15 protein-coding genes and 1 pseudogene are annotated in these 16,432 nt (G+C 55.8%); 4 read left to right on the top strand and 12 right to left on the bottom strand.

What is annotated here, in order from left to right:
- Positions 1–143: 143 nt before the first annotated feature.
- The 4 genes from yqaB to luxS all read left to right on the top strand — a co-directional run bounded on the left by yqaB (position 144) and on the right by luxS (position 3,431).
- Complete coding sequence (gene yqaB, locus INF86_RS18610) at positions 144–710, top strand: fructose-1-phosphate/6-phosphogluconate phosphatase (RefSeq protein ID WP_023306805.1); 567 nt, start codon at positions 144–146, stop codon at positions 708–710.
- A complete protein-coding gene (locus INF86_RS18605; RefSeq protein ID WP_017692791.1) occupies positions 707–1,135 on the top strand; it encodes a YqaA family protein in 429 nt (142 codons plus the stop codon). The genes yqaB and INF86_RS18605 overlap by 4 nt, the downstream gene beginning before the upstream one ends.
- 83 nt (positions 1,136–1,218) lie before the next feature.
- The gene (gene gshA / locus INF86_RS18600) at positions 1,219–2,763 is read left to right on the top strand and encodes a glutamate--cysteine ligase (RefSeq protein ID WP_038416576.1); all 1,545 of its coding nucleotides are present in this window, start codon (positions 1,219–1,221) and stop codon (positions 2,761–2,763) included.
- Between the two features lie 152 nt (positions 2,764–2,915).
- The gene (gene luxS / locus INF86_RS18595; RefSeq protein WP_003862180.1) at positions 2,916–3,431 is read left to right on the top strand and encodes an S-ribosylhomocysteine lyase; all 516 of its coding nucleotides are present in this window, start codon (positions 2,916–2,918) and stop codon (positions 3,429–3,431) included.
- Positions 3,432–3,492: 61 nt separating this feature from the next.
- On the opposite strand, the pseudogene INF86_RS22540 reads toward luxS, so the two are convergent.
- From INF86_RS22540 to nrdH, 12 genes and pseudogenes are all read right to left on the bottom strand, one after another.
- Positions 3,493–3,636, bottom strand: a pseudogene (locus tag INF86_RS22540) (hypothetical protein); the annotation flags it as partial.
- Between the two features lie 229 nt (positions 3,637–3,865).
- The gene (gene emrB, locus INF86_RS18585) at positions 3,866–5,413 is read right to left on the bottom strand and encodes a multidrug efflux MFS transporter permease subunit EmrB (protein WP_022649134.1); all 1,548 of its coding nucleotides are present in this window, start codon (positions 5,411–5,413) and stop codon (positions 3,866–3,868) included.
- A gap of 16 nt (positions 5,414–5,429) precedes the next feature.
- The gene (emrA, locus tag INF86_RS18580; protein WP_022649133.1) at positions 5,430–6,602 is read right to left on the bottom strand and encodes a multidrug efflux MFS transporter periplasmic adaptor subunit EmrA; all 1,173 of its coding nucleotides are present in this window, start codon (positions 6,600–6,602) and stop codon (positions 5,430–5,432) included.
- Positions 6,603–6,730: 128 nt separating this feature from the next.
- Complete coding sequence (gene emrR, locus INF86_RS18575; protein ID WP_017694792.1) at positions 6,731–7,261, bottom strand: multidrug efflux transporter EmrAB transcriptional repressor EmrR; 531 nt, start codon at positions 7,259–7,261, stop codon at positions 6,731–6,733.
- Positions 7,262–7,575: 314 nt separating this feature from the next.
- Positions 7,576–8,760, bottom strand: a complete 1,185-nt coding sequence (locus INF86_RS18570; RefSeq protein ID WP_038416574.1) for an MFS transporter — start codon at positions 8,758–8,760, stop codon at positions 7,576–7,578.
- A 175-nt stretch (positions 8,761–8,935) separates the two neighbouring features.
- A complete protein-coding gene (gene proX, locus INF86_RS18565; protein ID WP_017382774.1) occupies positions 8,936–9,931 on the bottom strand; it encodes a glycine betaine/L-proline ABC transporter substrate-binding protein ProX in 996 nt (331 codons plus the stop codon).
- Positions 9,932–9,940: 9 nt separating this feature from the next.
- On the bottom strand, positions 9,941–11,005 hold the full coding sequence (gene proW / locus INF86_RS18560; protein ID WP_022649132.1) for a glycine betaine/L-proline ABC transporter permease ProW: 1,065 nt from the start codon (positions 11,003–11,005) through the stop codon (positions 9,941–9,943).
- Positions 10,998–12,200, bottom strand: a complete 1,203-nt coding sequence (proV, locus tag INF86_RS18555) for a glycine betaine/L-proline ABC transporter ATP-binding protein ProV (protein WP_022649131.1) — start codon at positions 12,198–12,200, stop codon at positions 10,998–11,000. Before proV ends, proW begins: the two co-directional genes overlap by 8 nt.
- Positions 12,201–12,533: 333 nt before the next feature.
- Positions 12,534–13,493 carry a class 1b ribonucleoside-diphosphate reductase subunit beta gene (gene nrdF / locus INF86_RS18550; protein WP_022649130.1) on the bottom strand — a complete coding sequence of 320 codons (960 nt, stop codon included), beginning with the start codon at positions 13,491–13,493 and terminating at the stop codon, positions 12,534–12,536.
- A 9-nt stretch (positions 13,494–13,502) separates the two neighbouring features.
- Positions 13,503–15,647: a class 1b ribonucleoside-diphosphate reductase subunit alpha gene (gene nrdE / locus INF86_RS18545; protein WP_045308451.1), complete on the bottom strand. Its 2,145-nt coding sequence runs from the start codon at positions 15,645–15,647 to the stop codon at positions 13,503–13,505.
- Positions 15,620–16,030: a class Ib ribonucleoside-diphosphate reductase assembly flavoprotein NrdI gene (gene nrdI, locus INF86_RS18540; RefSeq protein WP_022649128.1), complete on the bottom strand. Its 411-nt coding sequence runs from the start codon at positions 16,028–16,030 to the stop codon at positions 15,620–15,622. Before nrdI ends, nrdE begins: the two co-directional genes overlap by 28 nt.
- On the bottom strand, positions 16,027–16,266 hold the full coding sequence (gene nrdH, locus INF86_RS18535) for a glutaredoxin-like protein NrdH (RefSeq protein ID WP_227414820.1): 240 nt from the start codon (positions 16,264–16,266) through the stop codon (positions 16,027–16,029). The genes nrdI and nrdH overlap by 4 nt, the downstream gene beginning before the upstream one ends.
- Between the last annotated feature and the right edge of the window lie 166 nt (positions 16,267–16,432).

Raw genomic sequence — 16,432 nt, 5'->3', positions numbered from 1 at the left:
TCCTCCCGGATGCACCATCTCTTCTTGTGATCCCCTTCGATGTTTAGTTCTTAATCACTCTCATTGTTATCACTTCGCAATCAGCGACAAAAATCCCCTTTTACGATAAAGTAATGCTTTGTTAATCGTTTAGCGAGAGCACGATGTACGCACAGTATGACGGTTTGATCTTCGACATGGACGGCACCCTCCTGGATACCGAACCCACGCATCGTCAGGCCTGGACCGAAGTCCTGGGCCGTTACGGTATGCGCTTCGATTTACAGGCGATGATTGCCCTCAACGGATCGCCCACCTGGCGTATCGCACAGGCCGTGATTGAGCTGAATCAGGCCGATCTCGACCCGCACCAGCTCGCGCGTGAAAAAACCGACGCGGTAAAAGCCATACTGTTAGACACCGTGCAGCCTTTACCACTCATTGACGTCGTCAAGGAGTGGCACGGCCTTCGTCCTATGTCTGTCGGTACGGGCAGCGAGAGCGCGATTGCTGAAGCGCTACTCAAACACCTTGGCCTGCGCCACTATTTTTCTGCCGTCGTTGCCGCCGATCATGTTAAACATCACAAACCCGCACCGGATACCTTCCTGCGCTGTGCAGAATTAATGGGTGTACCACCTGCAAAATGCGTGGTGTTTGAGGATGCTGATTTTGGCATTCAGGCCGCGCGTGATGCCGGAATGGCGGCGGTGGATGTTCGCTTACTGTGAGTGACGCGCTGTCACTCGCTTCATTATTCGCCAGCAGTTTTTTAAGCTCCACCCTCTTACCGGGGAATTCGGAAGTGGTGCTGGTGGCGATGCTGTTGTCCGGCGTGAGTCAGCCCTGGTTGCTGGTCTTAATAGCAACAATGGGTAATAGCCTTGGAGGGCTGACTAACGTTATTCTTGGACGTTTCTTTCCGCTACGCGAAAAATCTCGCTGGCAGGAAAAGGCAGTGGGCTGGCTAAAACGCTATGGCGCTGCCACGCTGTTATTAAGCTGGATGCCTGTAATAGGCGATTTACTGTGTCTGCTGGCGGGATGGATGCGCATCTCCTGGGGACCAGTGCTCTTTTTTTTGTGCCTTGGCAAGGCGTTACGCTATGTTTTACTGGCATGGGTAACACTACAGGGTATGACGTGGTGGCACTAATTGGTGGAATGAATTCGCGACCTTCAATCGTCAACCATTACAATTATGCTGAGTGACAATTTTTTGACAGGCGGGAGGTCAAATTGATCCCGGACGTATCACAGGCGCTGGCCTGGCTGGAAAATCACCCTCAGGCACTGAAGGGGATTCAGCGTGGGCTTGAGCGCGAAACGCTGCGCGTAAATGCGGATGGTAGCTTAGCGACTACGGGACACCCGAAGGCGTTAGGCTCGGCGCTGACACATAAATGGATCACAACCGATTTCGCCGAAGCGCTGCTGGAGTTCATTACGCCAGTAGACGGTGATATTGATCATATGCTGACGATCATGCGCGACGTGCATCGCTTCACCGCCCGCAACCTCGGCGACGAGCGTATGTGGCCGCTCAGCATGCCGTGCTATATCGAGCAGGGGCAGGATATCGAGCTGGCTCAGTACGGCACCTCGAATATTGGACGGCTGAAAACGCTGTATCGCGAAGGACTGAAAAATCGCTACGGCGCACTGATGCAGACGATCTCTGGCGTGCACTACAATTTCTCTCTGCCGATGGCGTTCTGGCAGGCGAAGTGCGGTGAAACGGATAAAGAAGCGATCTCCGCGGGCTACTTCCGCCTGATCCGCAACTACTACCGTTTTGGCTGGGTTATTCCGTATCTGTTCGGCGCGTCCCCGGCTATCTGTTCATCGTTCCTGCAAGGGAAACCGACCACGCTGCCGTTCGAGAAGACTGAGTGTGGCATGTACTATCTGCCGTACGCGACCTCGCTGCGCCTGAGCGACCTTGGCTATACCAATAAGTCGCAAAGCAATCTCGGAATTACGTTTAACGATCTGCACGAATATGTGGCAGGCCTGAAGCGGGCGATAAAAACCCCGTCGGAAGAGTACGAAAAAATCGGCCTCGAAAAAGACGGCAAGCGCCTGCAAATTAACACCAACGTATTGCAGATTGAAAATGAACTGTATGCGCCGATTCGTCCGAAGCGCGTGACGCGCAGCGGTGAAACGCCGTCTGATGCGCTACAGCGCGGCGGTATCGAATACATTGAAGTGCGCTCGCTGGATATCAACCCGTTCTCACCGATTGGCGTTGACGAGCAGCAGGTTCGCTTCCTTGACCTGTTTATGGTCTGGTGCGTACTGGCGGATGCGCCGGAAATGAGTTCCGACGAACTGCTGTGTACTCGTGCCAACTGGAATCGCGTGATTCTGGAAGGGCGCAAGCCGGGTCTGACGTTAGGTATTGGCTGTGAAACGGCCCAGTTCCCACTGTCTAAGGTAGGGAAGGATCTGTTCCATGACCTGAAGCGCGTAGCCCAGACGCTGGATAGCGTGTACGGCGGCGAAGCTTACCAGAAGGTCTGCGACGAACTGATTGAAAGCTTTGATAACCCGGAACTGACATTCTCAGCACGTATTCTGCGTTCTATGATTGAACAGGGAATTGGTGGCACAGGGCGTTCACTCTCAGCGGAGTACCGTGAGATGCTGATGCAGGAGCCGTTAGAGATCCTGAGCGAAGCGGATTTTGTGGCAGAGCGCGATGCGTCCGTTGTGCGTCAGAAAGAGGTCGAAGCGGCGGATACGGAGTCGTTTGAGGCGTTTCTGGCGAAGCAGGCCTGAACCAAAAGAAAAAGGCCACATCGCTGTGGCCAAAATATACATCTCTGAATTCAGGGATGATGATAACAAATGCGCGTCTTTCATATACTCAGACGCGCATTCTGTAGAAGAGTTCAGTTTATTTTAAAAAAAATCACTATCGGAGGTGACGTATGCCGTTATTAGATAGCTTTACTGTCGACCATACCCGTATGGAAGCACCAGCAGTCCGCGTGGCGAAGACCATGAACACGCCGCACGGCGACACGATCACCGTTTTCGACCTGCGCTTCTGCGTGCCAAATAAAGAAGTGATGCCAGAGAAAGGCATTCACACGCTGGAACACCTTTTCGCCGGATTCATGCGCGACCACCTGAACGGCAACGGCGTGGAGATCATCGATATCTCTCCGATGGGCTGCCGCACCGGTTTCTACATGAGCCTGATTGGTCAGCCTGAAGAGAAACGCGTCGCGGATGCGTGGAAAGCGGCCATGGAAGACGTGCTGAAGGTGAAAGAGCAGAACCAGATCCCAGAGCTGAACGTTTACCAGTGTGGCACTTACCAGATGCACTCTCTGGAAGAAGCTCAGGAGATTGCCCGCCATATCATCGAACGTGATGTTCGTGTAAACAGCAACGACGAGCTGGCCCTGCCAAAAGAAAAACTTCAGGAACTGCACATTTAGTATTGTGCCTGTGGATGCCCGGTGGCGCTTCGCTGACCGGGCCTACAATACTGATGACGACAACCACGGCCAGCTCCGCGCTGGCGACGCCGGTATCGCGATCGTTTTGCGGATGCACGCTGATACAGACGTCGCTGCGGCGGCTGAAGTGGTGGCAGAAATATTCGATCTGGTCGAGATAGACGTTCGGCGTGCTCACTTCGACGTAAGTCTGTCGAGAGCCAGCGCGTGGCGCGGGTGTGTTCAGCATGGTACGCTCCTGTTGTCTTTTCACTCTCGTGAATCAATTTCAGGCGCGCTGCTTTATCGGAACTGACAATCGCTGTCGCGTTTTGGACACGGTGCGGTGTTTTGCCGGATGGCGGCTACGCCTTATCCGGCCTACGTTCGTAGGCCCGGTAAGCGTAGCGCCACCGGGCAACCCGTGCACAGGGCTAGTGCGCTCCACCGCCCCCGCTACCGGCACCAAACGGTGGTTTGGCAAACCACACCAGCCCCAGCAGGACGATGAAGATCCCCGCCGATATCCAGAAAATCTCGTTTGCCGAGATAATCAGCCCCTGGTTGGTGATCTGCTGGGCAAGCCAGCCGGACGCCTGCTGCTCCGTCATCCCCATCCCCTCAAGCTGGCTATACATCTGCTGAGCGTTAGGGTTGAACGGGTTCACCGCTTCGGTCAACTGGGCGTGGTGCATCGCTTCCCGGTTGGTCCACAGCGTGGTGGTGATCGATGTCCCGATGGAGCCCGCCAGCGTACGGGTGAAGTTCGACAGGCTCGATGCCGCCGCCATCCGCTCAGGCGGCAAGCCCGAAAGCGTAATGGTGGTCAGTGGCATAAAGAAGCACGCCACAGCAAAGCCCTGAATAAACTGCGGCCACGCGGAGGCGCCAAAGTCCATTCCCGGTTCAAACGTATACGCGCGCCAGTAGAAGCACACGGCGTACATGATGAAGCTGAACGTCACCAGCCTGCGCATGTCGAGCTTATGGGCGAAACGGCCAATAATTGGCGACAGCAGAACCGGAATTAACCCCACCGGCGCGGAGGCCAGCCCCGCCCAGGTTGCGGTATAGCCGTACACCTCCTGCAACAGCTGCGGCAGCAGAACAATCGCGCCGAAGTAGAGCATATAGGCGAGGCTGATACAGAGGCAGCCGATGGTGAAGTTTCGCGATTTAAACAGCGAGAGGTCGACTATCGGATTTTCGTCCGTCAGCTCCCAGACAATCAGGAAGCTAATGGCAACCACGGCGACCACCGTCAGCACGATGATTTCCGTAGAGGCGAACCAGTCCAGCTCTTTGCCGCGGTCGAGCATGATTTGCAGGCTGCCGATGCCGACAACCAGCAGTGCCAGCCCGATGCCGTCGATCCGCCGCTGTTCGGTCCGCGTTTCGCGACCACGCAGAGACTGTAGCGTCATCAGCACCACCAGCGCACCGATGGGTACGTTGATGAAGAAGATCCAGCCCCAGTGATAGTTATCGCTGATATAGCCGCCGAGGATTGGCCCGCAAATTGGGGCGACAATCACCGTCATCGACCACAGCGCGAGCGCGATGGAGCGCTTGGCGGGCGGATAGTTGTTCAGCAGCAAACTCTGCGATAGCGGAATCAACGGCCCGGCGACAATCCCCTGGATGACGCGGAAGAAAATCAGCATCGTCAGGCTGCTGGACATGCCGCAAGCCCAGGAGGCCAGCACGAACAGGATCGTCGACCAGAGGAACAGCTTCACTTCACCGACGCGCTTCGCCAGCCAGCCGGTGATGGGAATAGAGATGGCGTTCGCCACCCCGAATGAGGTAATGACCCAGGTCCCCTGGCTCAGCGATGAGCCAAGGTTCCCGGCGATCGTAGGGATCGCCACGTTTGCGATGGTGGAGTCCAGCACCTGCATGAATGTCGCCAGCGACAGCGCAATGGTCATAATGACCAGCTGCGCCCCCTCAAGCGGTTTTTGCGGCTTTTGCTGTTGCATAACGCTCACCTTCGGCTTAACCGGCGTTTGCCTTCACGATGTCATCGATCAGCTTATTGACCGGATCGAGGCTAATTTCACGGGCGTTACTTTCATAAGCTGGCGTGCTGCGCACCTGGCTTGCGAGGATCTGACCGTCGCGGTTGGCGGTATCGACCGTCACCAGCGTGGAAAGGCCAATTCGCAGCGGATGGTCTGCCAGCTGCTTAGGATCCAGCTCGATACGTACAGGCAAGCGCTGTACCACTTTGATCCAGTTGCCGGTGGCGTTCTGTGCAGGCAGCAGGCTGAACGCGCTGCCGGTCCCCATGTCCAGACCGACCACTTTACCGGTGTACTTCACGTCATCACCGTAGATATCGCTGACCACGGTTGCGGTCTGGCCGATACGCATATGCGCCAGCTGGGTCTCTTTGAAGTTCGCGTCCACCCACAGGTTGTTCGCCGGAACGACCGCCATCAGCGGCGTGGTGGTGCTAATTTGCGCACCCGGCTGCACGGAACGACGGGAAACGTAACCGGTCATCGGGCTGACGATTTTGGTACGTTGCAGGGCAAGCCATGCGTTACGCACTTCGGTCGCCGCCTGTTTCACCGCCGGCTGGTTTTCCAGAGAGGTGCCCAGCACCATCGCCTGGTTGGCGTTGTACTGTTGGATCGCCACGTCCAGCTGCGCCTGTGCGCTCGCCACCGCATCGCGGGCGTGCTGCAACTCTTCACGGCCAATCAGGTTGGCGGTGCCGAGAGGAACACGACGCTTGAGGTCGCTCTGCGCCTGGGCCAGGGCCGTTTTCTGCACGTCGATATTGGCCTGAAGCTGTTTGCTGTTGATCATCAGCTGGCGGGTCTGGCGAACGCTGGAGGCCAGCGCCGTCTGTGCTTTTTCAAACGCCTGTTGGGCGTCGGTCGGGTCGAGCGTGACCAGCACATCCCCTTTTTTCACAAAGTCGGTGTTGTCAGCCCAGACTTTCGTGACGCTGCCTGACACCTGCGCCATGATTTGAACCTGATTCCCTGCCACGTATGCATCGTCTGTCTCTTCAACATGACGCAAGACTAAAAACCAATAGATCCCATATGCCACGGCAATAATAATAAAGAGCAAGGTCAGCAGAATAAGGGCGCTCTTACGTTTGCCCTTCTTGTTGACCGGTTGCTGCGGGGGGGTGTTCTCCGCATTTGCGCTCATTGTTGTTCTCCACGATCTTTTTATTTTCACATCGGCTGAGCCGACCTGTTGTCAGAAAGGCCAGCAGTTTCACGTGCTGGCCTGTCAGTTTTTCTTTTGCAATCTGGAATGTTGAGCGGATCGTCGCGTTAGCGCAGCGCCTCAAGAATGACGCCATCTTCATCCATCTGGTCCAGACGGGTGAGCAGCTTGCGAGTAATGTGCTCAAGCTGGTCGCGCTCGGCGGTGCTGAGGGCAGACCAAAGCTGGTGCAGGCAGTTATGCTGCGGTGGCAGCACTTCGCGCAGGAATTCGTGACCTTTCTCGGTCAGTTGCAGATGCAGGCAGCGGCGATCGTTATCGCTCTCACGGCGCTCTATCCAGCCGCGCTTCTCCAGCTCATCAGCAATACGGGTTGCATTGGTACGGGATGAACCCAGCGCGCAGCTCAGTTCAGACGGCTGAATGCTGTGGTTTTCCTGAGACTCAAGCGTAATCAACGCCATAAACAACGTCTCGTTAATCCCTTGCGCTTTCAGCATCTTGTTACGATTTTCCAGCAGCTTACCCTGCATGTGCATGCACAGGCGCGTCAGCAGGATCTCCTGATACGGGAAGTCCTCATGACGACTGGCGCGGAACTTAAGCATTTGTTCAATGGGCGTAAACGAACTATCCATTTTGGGCATAACCTCATTAATTACAGCCGATATAGTAACGATAGTGACAAATAATGTAAATGAATTATTTGTGCGGTTATATCCGCCAAACGTATGTCACCATCAGAAAGCGCCGGGTAAATCCGTGACCCGGTGAGCACAGAAAGTGTGGGGTGTGTACCCGCGAAAGAGGGGATGTGAGGACTGGGGTCTGAACTATTCATGCCGGTAGTAAATATGTCACCCACAGTAAAATTTCTGGGATAAATGATTACCGTTACCTTAACAGATGCAGGCCCCCTTTACACCCCAGGGGGCCCAAAGCAATGTAAAACTTAGTGAATTGCTTCCTGGCGGTGATAGCCGCGCCACCATACCAGCAGATTTATCGCCGCCACGACGGCGCCGATTGCGCACACGCCCGTCCAGCCCGCATGCTGCCAGGCGGAGGCTGAGATTAGCGAGCCCGCCGCGCCGCCGATAAAGTAGCTGGTCATGTACCCGGCCGTCAGACGGTTACGGGCGTCTGGTTTCACGCGGTAAATCACGGTCTGGTTGGTGATATGTACGCCCTGCACGGTGAGGTCGAGTACCAGAATACCGACAATTAGCGCCAGCACTGAGACGTGTCCGTACCAGATAGCCGCCCATGAGAGCAGGAGTAAAACCAGCCCTGCGGAGGTGGTCATATGAGATTTACCTTTGTCGGCCAGGCCACCCGCCGGGCGCGCGCCCAGTGCGCCAGCCGCGCCTGCCAGCCCGAACAGGCCAATCACGCCTTCTGAGTAGTTAAACGGCGGCGCGGCGAGCAGAAACGCCATCGACGTCCATAAGATGCTGAAGTTGGCGAAGGTGAGACACCCCAGAACGGCGCGTGTGCGCAGGAGTTTATCCCGGGTGAAGAGGCTGAAAACGGAGGCGAGGAGCTGCGGATAGTTCAGGTGATTCTCCTGCTTCACCTTTGGCAGGCCGCGCCACAGGGCCAGCGCCATGATAACCATCAGCACGCTTGCCACCCAGTAAACGGTGCGCCAGCCGCCGAGGCTCGCCAGCAGCCCGGCAACGGTTCGCGCCAGCAGGATGCCCAGCAGCAGGCCGCTCATAATAGTGCCAACCACTTTGCCGCGTTTTTCCGGGGAAGCCAGCGTCGCCGCGAGGGGAACCAGAATTTGTGCCACCACCGAGAACAGCCCCGTCAGCGCGGTACCGATAATCATCATCGTTAACGACTGGCTGCTGGCGGTGATCAACATCCCGCCTGCGGCCAGCAGCGTCATGGAGACGATAAGCATCCGGCGCTCAAACATATCGCCTAATGGCACCAGGAACAGCAGCCCGGCCGCATAGCCGAGCTGCGCAGCGGTGACGATAAAGCCGGCGGAGCTGGCTGAAAGATCGAAAGCACGCGCGATAGTATCAAGCAGAGGTTGCGCGTAATAGTTGCTGGCGACGGCCAGTCCCGTTGCCACGGACATTAAAAGGATGAGTGCGGAGCTAAGCCCTTGAGTTGTTTTTGTCATTTGTTTCAGGAATCGTAAGTTAAGTGATTATTTTTCCGGAAACATAATAACCAATGATTGTGAATGTTGGGGGATTGTTACGTGGTGGATTGTGCGGTTTAGGTTGGGTGCGGTTTGATCCCCTCACCCTACCCCTCTCCCCAAAGGGGAGAGGGCAGGGTGAGGGGTAGTATTTTTACTTCTGCGCCTCAAGCGCCTCTTTCACCCAGCCATCGAACTGCTGCTGGTGGGCTTTGATCCAGCCATCCACGTGGCCTTTGATATCTGCTTCGGATGATTTACCCGCGTGCATCATCGCGTTCTGGGCGTTAATGTCTGCCAGCGGCAGTTTCATCACCGAGAATAGCTTCGCCGCCGCCGGGTTTTTCTCGGCCCAGGCTTTGTTCGCCACGATATGCATGGTATTCACCGGGAAGCCATAGTTCATGCCGTTTGGCAGTTTGGTGTCGATATCTTTCTGCTCGCCCGGCAGGGAGGAGAAGGGCACCTGCAACCACACCACGTCTTTGCCCGGCTTCAGCACGTCGCTCACCCAGTACGGCGTCCAGGTGTAGTAGATCACCGGCTTGCCTTCTTTAAAGCGGGCGATGGTATCGGCCATCATCGCAGAGTAATTGCCGTGGCTCACGTCGACGGTCTTCGCCAGATCGAAGGCTTTGTTCTGGTGGTTAATCACCGCTTCACAGCCCCAGCCCGGCGAGCAGCCCATCATGTCGGCTTTGCCGTCACCGTTGGTATCAAAGAGTTTGGCGATCTTCGGATCTTTCAACTGTTCAATATTGGTGATGTGATACTTATCGGCGGTTTTCTTGTCGATCAAATATCCCTGCGCAGCGCCGGTCACAAAGGTGCCTTCGCGGTAGAATTTCTTGTCACCGCCTGCGGCGGCATACATATCGTCGTGCAGCGGCTGCCAGTTCACGGCGGTAAAGGTGGCATCGCCGGAGGCAATAGAGGTATAGCCCACGTTGTAATCCACTTCACTGGCGGTATTCACCGTATAGCCCAGTTTTTCCAGCGCACGGCTGACAATCTGGGTCTGGAAGGACTCTTCCGAAATGGTGCTCTGCACCGGCTGCACGGTAATGCCTTTGCCCGGCAGGTCAGCGGCAACTGCGCTGGTGGAGACAAGGGTCGCAAACGCTGTGGCAAAAAGTACGTTATGTCGCATCGTTGTTCCTTATTTTGTGAATGGGCGGGTGAGTAACCCGACAGGGCCGGTGGTATACCAGCGACGGTTGCCGCGACTGCGTGAATCACGACCGACAGCCTGGGTCAGGCGGTCAAGAATGATGGCAAGGATCACAATCCCGACGCCGCCGACGGTCGCCAGCCCCATATCGAGACGGCCAATGCCGCGCAGTACCATCTGACCTAACCCACCAACGGCAATCATTGAGGCGATCACCACCATCGACAGCGCCAGCATCAGCGTCTGGTTAACACCTGCCATAATGGTCGGCATCGCCAGCGGAAGCTGAACCTTAAACAGCATCTGACGTGGGCTGGCGCCAAACGAGCGTGATGCCTCTATCAGATCCGCAGGCACCTGGTTAATGCCCAGAATGGTCAGGCGAATAATCGGCGGCAGGGCAAAGATAATGGTCACGACCACCCCCGGTACGTTACCGATGCCGAACAGCATCACGATAGGCACCAGGTAAACGAACGCTGGCGTGGTCTGCATCGCATCCAGCAGCGGGCGGATAATTTTTGCGGCCCGTGGGCTGCGCGCCAGCCAGATCCCCATCGGCAGGCCGATCGCCACGCAGAACAGCAGGGCGGTCAGCACCAGCGCCAGGGTGATCATCGCCTGAGACCACGCGCCAATCGCGCCGATGGCAATCAGGGAGATCAGCGTGGCGATCCCCATACCCGCGCTGCCGAACTGCCATGCGATCAGCGAGAACAGGATAATCGCCACCGGCGCGGGCATGCCCAGCATCAGCTGCTGGAAGCCGTTCAGGATGTAATCCACCGGGATACGGATCCCCTGGAACACCGGACGGAAGTGGGTAACGACCCAGTCGATCCCCTCCGTTACCCAGCTATCCAGCGGGATCAGCGTCTTGTGGAACGGATCCATAATATTGAAATGCTCTGGGGCAGGCGCCGGTGCGCTGTTGAGCCAGTCAGCCGCGCCGCCGCCATCGGCAGGCGCAGGCGTCGACCCCCACGCATCGGCAGATTGCGCCGCGCTGTCCGCTGCTTCAGTGGTGCCCCATGGGTTTGATTGATCAGCCATTGTTTGTCCCCTCGCGATCTAAAGCCTGTAGCAGCATCCGTTTTGAGATGATGCCAACGTACTGTTGTTCTTCACCGACAACCGGCACGGCGCACGGCGCCTGACCCACGTGAGAGAGCAACTCGCTGAGCGGCGTTTCGGCGTCCACGGCAAGCGGAGCGTCAATCAACGCCGCATCGATTCCCTGGTTTTCGCTCAGGGCGGTTTTCAGGGAGTCGATGGAGACGACGCCGACAAATTTATTGCCGCGTTCAACCAGATAACCGTATTCACGGTCTTCGTCCTGCAACAGCTTCAGCGCGGAGCGCGGACCAAAACCTGGCGTTTTTCGAATAATGCCGTTTGGTGTTCGGCGGGCAATATCTTTCGCACTGAATACGTGGCTAATATCCACGCCGCGGAAGAAGGTGCGCACATAATCATTCGCCGGATTATTGAGAATTTCATCCGGTGTGCCGACCTGCACCACTTCACCATTTTGCATAATGGCGATACGGTCGCCAATACGCATGGCTTCATCCAGATCGTGAGAAATAAAAACAATGGTGCGCTGATGTTTGGCCTGTAATTTTACCAGCTCATCCTGCATCTCGGTGCGAATTAAGGGATCGAGCGCCGAGAAGGCTTCGTCCATTAATAAAATATCCGGATTAATCGCTAATGCGCGCGCTAATCCTACGCGCTGACGCATACCGCCGGAGAGCTCATCCGGATACGCATGAGCATAATTTTCCAGCCCGACCTGACGCAGTGCATCAAGGGCTTTTTCCTGACGTTCCTGAGCGGGCGTGCCGGCTAACTCCATGCCAAAGGCGGTATTATCGAGTACCGTCATGTGCGGCATCAGTGCAAATGACTGAAACACCATCGCAATTTTCTTTCTGCGCACCTCGCGGAGTTCCGCGTCTGATATTCTGGCGATATCAACGCCGTCAATCAGCACCTGTCCGCGGGTGGGTTCAATCAGGCGATTGAGAAGGCGAACCATAGTGGATTTACCCGAACCGGATAATCCCATGATGACAAAAATCTCGCCTTCTTCAATGGCCAGACTGGCGTCTTTAACGCCAAGCGATAGCCCGGTTTTTTCCAGAATTTGCTCTTTCGAAAGGCCTTTCTCAATATATTTGAAAGCACGCTGTGGGTGCTCGCCAAATACTTTATAAAGATTTTTCACTTCTAATTTAATTGCCATGCAATAGAGAGTGTCCTGTTATTTGTTTATGTCGATATGATTACCATGGTAAATAGTTAACTGGCATTACCCTAACATACTCAGAATCTGAGACAACCCTGGACCTGCCTGAGGTCGGAATTTTACCGCAAGCGAAACGGCTGAATTTCCCATGAATAAAGGGCTGAGGGCGCTTTGAATTTTTCTCAATTTTTTGCTACTGCATGGGAGAGTTTCGCCTGAATCGGTGTGATTCAGGCGAATATGAAGGAGAAATTACAGTGTAGTACGTAGTGGAATATTCGGCTGAAAATAATGAAATGTAGAGTTAATTAATGAACGTTAATTCATTCATTAAAAATCCCAGTCCTCGTCTTGCGTCTCCACCGCTTTACCCATCACGTACGACGAGCCGGACCCGGAAAAGAAGTCGTGGTTTTCATCGGCGTTGGGCGACAGCGCCGCGAGGATCGCCGGGTTCACTTCCGCCATTTCCGGTGGGAATAACGCTTCGTAGCCCAGGTTCATCAGCGCCTTGTTGGCGTTGTAGCAGAGGAAGGCTTTTACGTCCTCTTCCCAGCCCGTTCCGGCGTACAGCTCCTCGGTATAGCTCAGCTCGTTGTCATACAGATCCATCAGTAAATCGAGGGCAAAACCTTTGAGTTCCTCGCGTTTTTCCGGAGTGACTTTCTCCAGTCCTTTCTGGTACTTATAGCCGATGTAATACCCGTGTACCGCTTCATCGCGGATGATGAGGCGAATCAAATCGGCGGTATTAGTGAGCTTGCCCCGGCTCGACCAGTACATGGGCAGCCAGAAGCCGGAATAGAAGAGAAAAGATTCCAGGAACACGCTGGCGATCTTCTTCTTCAGCGGCTCGTCGGCCCGGTAATATTCCAGCACCAGATCTGCCTTGCGCTGCAATGACGCGCTCTCTTCGCTCCAGGCGTAGGCCGCGTCCACGTCTCTGGTCTGGCACAGGGTGGAGAAAATCGAGCTGTAAGAGCGGGCATGGACCGCCTCCATAAAGCTGATATTCGACATTACCGCCTCTTCGTGCGGGGTCAGCGCATCACTCATCAGCGCGGGCGCACCCACGGTATTCTGAATGGTGTCCAGCAGCGTCAGGCCGGTAAAGACGCGGATTGTCAGCTGCTGCTCGGCATGGCTCAGGGTTTGCCAGGCCGGAATATCGTTGGAGAGCGGCACCTTTTCCGGCAGCCAGAAGTTGCTGGTCAGGCGGTTCCAGACCTCCAGGTCTTTATCATCCTGAATTTTGTTCCAGTTAACGGCACTTACGCGTGACAGTTTCATCCTTTCTCCTTACAGCGCGCAGGACACGCAGCCTTCAATTTCGGTACCTTCCAGCGCGAGCTGGCGCAGGCGAATGTAGTACAGCGTTTTGATGCCTCTCTTCCAGGCGTAGATCTGCGCTTTATTGATGTCCCGCGTGGTGGCGGTGTCCGGGAAGAAGAGCGTCAGCGACAGCCCCTGGTCCACATGTCTGGTCGCCTCGGCGTAGGTATCAATGATCTTTTCCGGGCCGATCTCATAGGCGTCCTGGTACAGAGCCAGATTCTCGTTAGTCATAAACGGGGCAGGGTAGTAGACGCGGCCGGTTTTGCCTTCCTTGCGGATTTCAATCTTCGACACGATCGGATGGATGCTCGAGGTGGCATGATTTATATAGGAAATGGAGCCGGTTGGCGGAACCGCCTGAAGGTTCTGGTTATAGATGCCGTAGTGCATCACATCCTCACGCAGCTGTTGCCACATCTCACGCGTCGGCAGGGTGATGCCGGCGCGGTCGAAAAGCGCGCGTACTTTTTCGGTTTTCGGCTGCCAGTCGCCTTCCAGATACTGGCTGAAATACTCTCCGCTGGCGTAGCGGGACTGCTCAAAGCCTGCGAACCGCTGGTTGCGTTCGCGCGCCAGCATCATCGAGGTATGCAGCGCATGCCAGGTGATGGTATAGAAATAAAGGTTGGTGAAATCCAGCCCTTCCGGGCTGCCGTAGGCGATACCCTCCCGCGCCAGATAGCCGTGCAGGTTCATCTGCCCAAGGCCGATGGCATGCGACGCGGCGTTGCCCGCCTCAATGGACGGTACGCTGCGGATGTGGCTCATGTCCGATACCGCCGTCAGCCCGCGAATGGCGGTCTCTACCGTGCGGCCAAAATCGGGGGAATCCATGGTGTGGGCAATATTCAGCGAACCGAGATTGCAGGAGATATCTTTGCCGATATCCGCGTAGTCGAGGTTCTCGTCGTAGCTGGACGCGCTGTTGACCTGCAAAATCTCCGAGCACAGATTGCTCATGTTGATGCGCCCGGCAATCGGGTTGGCGCGGTTCACCGTATCCTCGTACATGATGTACGGGTACCCGGACTCAAACTGAATTTCGGCCAGCGTCTGGAAAAAGTCGCGGGCGTTAATGTATTTCTTACGAATGCGCTCGTCCGTCACCAGTTCGTCATAAAGTTCGCTGATGGCCACATCGCCAAAGGCTTTGCCGTAGATCCGCTCGACGTCATACGGTGAGAAAAGCGCCATGTCGGCATTTTCTTTGGCCAGCTTAAACGTGATATCCGGGATCACCACGCCGAGCGACAGGGTTTTAATGCGGATCTTTTCGTCGGCGTTTTCACGTTTGGTATCCAGAAAACGCAGAATGTCCGGATGATGCGCGTGCAGATAAACCGCCCCCGCGCCCTGACGTGCGCCAAGCTGGTTGGCGTATGAGAAAGCATCTTCCAGCATCTTCATCACCGGGATGACGCCGGAGGACTGATTTTCGATGCGCTTGATCGGCGCGCCCGCTTCCCGCAGGTTCGAAAGTAGAAATGCCACGCCGCCGCCGCGTTTCGACAGCTGTAGCGCCGAATTCACCGCACGGCCAATCGACTCCATATTGTCTTCAATACGCAGCAGGAAGCAGGAGACCAGCTCGCCGCGCTGGGCTTTGCCGCAGTTAAGGAAGGTTGGCGTGGCAGGCTGGAAGCGGCCTGAGAGGATCTCCTCCGTCAGCCTTTCGGCCAGAGCTTCATCGCCCTGCGCCAGCGTCAGGGCTACCATCACCACCCGATCTTCAAAGCTTTCTAAATAGCGTTTGCCGTCGAAGGTTTTCAGGGTGTAGCTGGTGTAATACTTCCACGCGCCGAGAAACGTCTGGAAGCGAAAACCGCTGGCGTGCGCCCGTTCAAACAATGCCACCGCGAAGGCGCGGTCGTAGCGGGTCAGGACGCGCTCTTCGTAATAACCCTCTTTTACCAGCCAGTCGAGACGTTCCTGCTGGCTGCCAAAGACGACGCTGTTCGGGCGTACATGAGCGGCAAAAAAGGCGTCCACCGCCTCACGATCTTTGCCAAACTGAATGCGCCCCTCCCGGTCATAGAGGTTTAGCATGGCGTTTAATGCATGGTAATCCGGCGTCGCCTGAATCACGCGCTCTGCGGTTGTCGTTGCCAAAATTCGTTCACTCCTTTACGCACGTTCTCTACGTCCTGCTGTGTCCCCATCAGTTCAAAACGATAGAGATACGGCACGCCGCATTTTTGAGAGATGACATCCCCGGCGCGGGCAAAGGCCTCGCCGAAGTTACGATTGCCTGCCGCGATCACGCCGCGAATCAGCTGCCGGTTATGGGGATCGTTCAGAAAGCGGATCACCTGACGAGGCACAGCCCCCGCGGTGCCGCCACCGCCATAGCTGGGCACTACCAGAATGTAGGGTTCGTCTACCTGAATACGCTCCCGCTCGTTCAGCGGAATGCGAATCGCGGGCAGCCCGAGACGCTCCATAAACCGAAGCGTGTTTTCCGAGCTGCTGGAAAAGTAGACCAGCCTGCTCATGCACTGACGCCCTGAGCGGCAAGGCGGTTGATCATGTCCGGACGAAAGCCAGACCAGCTGGCGTCGCCGGCAACCACAACCGGAAGCTGACGGAAACCTTGCGCCCGCAGGGTGTCTGCCGCGTCAGGCACCTGATCTATATTGACCATCTCAAATGCCACGCCGCGACTCTCCATCGCCCGTTTCGTGGCGTGGCACTGAACACAATCGTTACGAGTGTAAATAATAATGCTCATGATTCGTATTTCCATTTAGAATGAGAGAACGGCGCGAGTAAACGCGTCATGTTGTATCTGTCTTGCTAAAGGGAATACTAGATGTAGTTGAGATAACTTTCAACCACACAAGATATGGGAAATTCAGATTGATAAGGTCCCAATGATGAGCCTGGCGGGGCAGGGC

Origin of the sequence: Enterobacter cloacae complex sp. I1M (assembly GCF_014982425.1) — a bacterium.
In the GTDB taxonomy this organism is placed as follows: Bacteria; Pseudomonadota; Gammaproteobacteria; order Enterobacterales; family Enterobacteriaceae; genus Enterobacter; species Enterobacter intestinihominis.
The sequence above is the reverse complement of the archived record's forward strand: the minus strand, read 5'-3'. Positions and strand labels throughout refer to the sequence as shown.

Bases quoted from the DNA above. Each gene is read 5' to 3' on its own strand.
- yqaB (WP_023306805.1), top strand. From the start codon at position 144: ATGTACGCACAGTATGACGGTTTGATCTTCGACATGGACGGCACCCTC.
- luxS (WP_003862180.1), top strand. From the start codon at position 2,916: ATGCCGTTATTAGATAGCTTTACTGTCGACCATACCCGTATGGAAGCA.
- emrB (WP_022649134.1), bottom strand. From the start codon at position 5,413: ATGCAACAGCAAAAGCCGCAAAAACCGCTTGAGGGGGCGCAGCTGGTC.
- emrA (WP_022649133.1), bottom strand. From the start codon at position 6,602: ATGAGCGCAAATGCGGAGAACACCCCCCCGCAGCAACCGGTCAACAAG.
- emrR (WP_017694792.1), bottom strand. From the start codon at position 7,261: ATGGATAGTTCGTTTACGCCCATTGAACAAATGCTTAAGTTCCGCGCC.
- INF86_RS18570 (WP_038416574.1), bottom strand. From the start codon at position 8,760: ATGACAAAAACAACTCAAGGGCTTAGCTCCGCACTCATCCTTTTAATG.
- proX (WP_017382774.1), bottom strand. From the start codon at position 9,931: ATGCGACATAACGTACTTTTTGCCACAGCGTTTGCGACCCTTGTCTCC.
- proW (WP_022649132.1), bottom strand. From the start codon at position 11,005: ATGGCTGATCAATCAAACCCATGGGGCACCACTGAAGCAGCGGACAGC.
- proV (WP_022649131.1), bottom strand. From the start codon at position 12,200: ATGGCAATTAAATTAGAAGTGAAAAATCTTTATAAAGTATTTGGCGAG.
- nrdF (WP_022649130.1), bottom strand. From the start codon at position 13,493: ATGAAACTGTCACGCGTAAGTGCCGTTAACTGGAACAAAATTCAGGAT.
- nrdI (WP_022649128.1), bottom strand. From the start codon at position 16,030: ATGAGCAGGCTGGTCTACTTTTCCAGCAGCTCGGAAAACACGCTTCGG.
- nrdH (WP_227414820.1), bottom strand. From the start codon at position 16,266: ATGAGCATTATTATTTACACTCGTAACGATTGTGTTCAGTGCCACGCC.